This is a genomic window from Gordonia sp. (in: high G+C Gram-positive bacteria), assembly GCF_049299075.1.
Classification (GTDB): Bacteria; Actinomycetota; Actinomycetes; order Mycobacteriales; family Mycobacteriaceae; genus Gordonia.
This window is the reverse complement of record NZ_JBAQWU010000522.1, coordinates 1-3,207: the sequence shown is the minus strand read 5'-3', so window position 1 is coordinate 3,207 and position 3,207 is coordinate 1. Positions and strand designations below refer to the sequence as shown.

Here is a 3,207-nt window from a genome sequence, read left to right as displayed (position 1 = left end):
CCGCCCTTGGGGCCGGGGATGGCGCCCTTGATCAGCAGCAGGCCGCGCTCGGCGTCGATGCCCTGGACGACGAGGTTCTGCGTGGTCTGCCGGACACCGCCCATGCGGCCGGCCATCTTCATGCCCTTGAACACGCGGCCCGGGGTGGCGCAGCCGCCGATGGAGCCCGGCGAGCGATGCTTGCGCTGAACGCCGTGCGAGGCCTTGAGGCCGTGGAAGCGGTGACGCTTCATGACGCCGGCGAAGCCCTTGCCCTTGGTGGTTCCCACCACGTCGACCATCTGGCCCGCCGCGAAGACGTCGGTGCCGATCTCCTGGCCCAGCGTGTACTCGGTCGCATCGTCGGTGCGGATCTCGACCAGGTGGCGGCGCGGGGTCACGCCGGCCTTGGCGAAGTGGCCGGCATCCGGCTTGTTCACCTTGCGCGGGTCGATCGCACCGAAGGCGATCTGGACGGCTGAGTAGCCGTCGGTCTCAGGCGAGCGGACCTGGGTTACGACGCACGGCCCGGCCTTGACCACGGTCACGGGGACAACCTTGTTGTTGTCATCCCAGACCTGGGTCATGCCGAGCTTCTCGCCCAGAACGCCCTTCACGTTGGTGCCCATCTGATGTGTCCTTGCCTCGTTAGTCGAAGTCGCTGTGACGGATGCGGTTAGAGCTTGATCTCGATGTCGACGCCAGCCGGCAGGTCGAGGCGCATGAGCGAGTCGACGGTCTTCGGCGTGGGGTCGAGGATGTCGATGAGTCGCTTGTGGGTGCGCATCTCGAAGTGCTCGCGGCTGTCCTTGTACTTGTGCGGCGAACGGATCACGCAGTAGATGTTCTTCTCCGTCGGCAGCGGCACCGGTCCCGCGACCTTCGCGCCGGTGCGGGTGACCGTCTCCACGATCTTGCGCGCCGAGGAGTCGATGACCTCGTGGTCATAGGCCTTGAGCCGGATGCGGATCTTCTGTCCCGCCATGATGGCTTGGTGTCCTTACTCGTGTAGTGCCGCTGCGAATGGTGTTTCTGGACTGACGTACGGGTGGTGCGGGTGGATTTCGTGGGGGGCAGCGGGTCGCGCCGCCCCCCACGAAGTTCCGGGGATCCTCGGAACTACTTGAGGATCTTCGTGACGCGTCCGGCGCCCACGGTGCGTCCACCCTCACGGATGGCGAACCGGAGTCCGTCCTCCATGGCGATGGGCTGGATCAGCTCGACGTTCATGTTGGTGTTGTCGCCGGGCATGACCATGTCCTTGCCGTCCGGCAGGGTGACGACGCCGGTGACGTCCGTCGTGCGGAAGTAGAACTGCGGACGGTAGTTGTTAAAGAACGGCGTGTGACGGCCGCCCTCGTCCTTCGAGAGGATGTAGACCGAGGCCTCGAAGTCCGTGTGCGGGGTGATCGAGCCCGGCTTGCAGCAGACCTGGCCGCGCTCGACGTCCTCGCGCTTGATGCCGCGGAGCAGGAGGCCGACGTTCTCGCCCGCCTGGCCCTCGTCGAGGAGCTTGCGGAACATCTCGACGCCGGTGACGACGGTCTTGGTGGCCGGTCCGGGGTGGATGCCGACGACCTCGATCTCCTCGTTGACCTTGACGATGCCGCGCTCGATACGACCGGTCACGACGGTGCCGCGGCCGGTGATCGTGAAGACGTCCTCGACGGGCATGAGGAACGGCTTGTCGACCTCACGCTCGGGCGTGGAGATGTAGTTGTCGACGGCGGTCATGAGCTCGAGGATCGACTCGGCCCACTTCTCGTCGCCCTGGAGCGCCGGGAAGGCCGCGACGCGGACCACGGGGATGTCGTCGCCGGCGTACTCGTACGTCGACAGCAGCTCGCGGACCTCCATCTCGACGAGCTCGATGAGCTCGTCGTCGTCGACCATGTCGCACTTGTTGAGCGCGACGACGATCGACGGGACGCCGACCTGGCGGGCCAGGAGGACGTGCTCCTTGGTCTGCGGCATCGGGCCGTCGGTGGCGGCGACCACCAGGATGGCGCCGTCCATCTGGGCAGCGCCGGTGATCATGTTCTTGATGTAGTCGGCGTGGCCGGGGCAGTCGACGTGCGCGTAGTGACGCGCCTCGGTCTGGTACTCGACGTGCGCGATCGAGATCGTGATGCCGCGCTGACGCTCCTCAGGAGCCTTGTCGATCATGTCGAACGGCGTGAACGGGTTCACGTCCGGGTACTTGTCGTGCAGCACCTTGGTGATGGCTGCCGTCAGCGTCGTCTTGCCATGGTCGATGTGACCGATGGTGCCGATGTTGACGTGCGGCTTGGTGCGCTCAAACTTGGCCTTCGCCACTTGAGTTCTCCCTTGTCCTCTTGCCGTCCGGCGTTGTCGCGGATCGGTGTGCTGATCTGTTGGTTATGGGTGGTTGTGTGATCCGCGACTATTCGCCGCGAGCCTTCGCGATGATCTCCGTCGCCACGTTCGTGGGAACCTGCGCGTAGGAGTCGAACTGCATGCTGTAGCTGGCCCGGCCCTGGGTGCGGCTGCGCAGGTCGCCCACGTAGCCGAACATCTCGGACAGCGGAACCAGGGCCTTGACGACCCGGGCTCCCGAGCGCTCCTCCATGGCCTGGATCTGGCCGCGGCGGGAGTTCAGGTCGCCGATGACATCGCCCATGAAGTCCTCGGGCGTCGTGACCTCGACAGCCATCATCGGCTCGAGGAGCACGGGTCCGGCGCGGCGTGCGCCTTCCTTGAAGGCCATCGAGCCGGCGATCTTGAAGGCCAGCTCGGAGGAGTCGACGTCGTGGTAGGCGCCGTCCTGGAGCGTGACGCGCACGTCGACCATCGGGTAGCCGGCGAGCACGCCGCTCTCCATGGCCTCCTGGGCGCCTGCGTCGACCGAGGGGATGTACTCGCGGGGGATGCGTCCGCCGGTGACCTTGTTGACGAACTCGTAGCCGCCCTCGCCGCCGCCGGTGGGCTCGATGTCGATCTGCACCTTGGCGAACTGGCCTGAGCCGCCCGTCTGCTTCTTGTGCGTGTAGTCGACCTTCTGCACCAGCTTGGTGATCGTCTCGCGGTAGGCGACCTGCGGCTTGCCGACGTTCGCCTCGACCTTGAACTCGCGCTTCATGCGGTCGACGAGCACCTCGAGGTGCAGCTCGCCCATGCCGCCGATGATGGTCTGGCCGGTCTCCTCGTCCGTGCGGACGTGGAACGTCGGGTCCTCCTCGGCGAGGCGCTGGATGGCGACGCCGAGCT

3 protein-coding genes and 1 pseudogene are annotated in these 3,207 nt (G+C 66.2%); all 4 read right to left on the bottom strand.

Translation table 11 applies throughout. The features are described from left to right. The coding region (gene rplC, locus WAW85_RS16605; RefSeq protein WP_422560687.1) for a 50S ribosomal protein L3 at positions 1 to 608 on the bottom strand (608 nt) is incomplete at its 3' end. Between the two features lie 47 nt (positions 609 to 655). Next, the gene (gene rpsJ, locus WAW85_RS16600) at positions 656 to 964 is read right to left on the bottom strand and encodes a 30S ribosomal protein S10 (protein WP_422560686.1); all 309 of its coding nucleotides are present in this window, start codon (positions 962 to 964) and stop codon (positions 656 to 658) included. A 134-nt stretch (positions 965 to 1,098) separates the two neighbouring features. Next, positions 1,099 to 2,295 (bottom strand): elongation factor Tu, encoded by a 1,197-nt coding sequence (tuf, locus tag WAW85_RS16595; RefSeq protein WP_422560685.1) that lies wholly within the window; start codon positions 2,293 to 2,295, stop codon positions 1,099 to 1,101. Between the two features lie 88 nt (positions 2,296 to 2,383). Beyond that, positions 2,384 to 3,207, bottom strand: a pseudogene (gene fusA / locus WAW85_RS16590) (elongation factor G); the annotation flags it as partial.

What these genes read in the sequence shown, in the direction of transcription:
- rpsJ (WP_422560686.1), bottom strand. Translation starts at nt 964, where the DNA reads ATGGCGGGACAGAAGATCCGCATCCGGCTCAAGGCCTATGACCACGAG.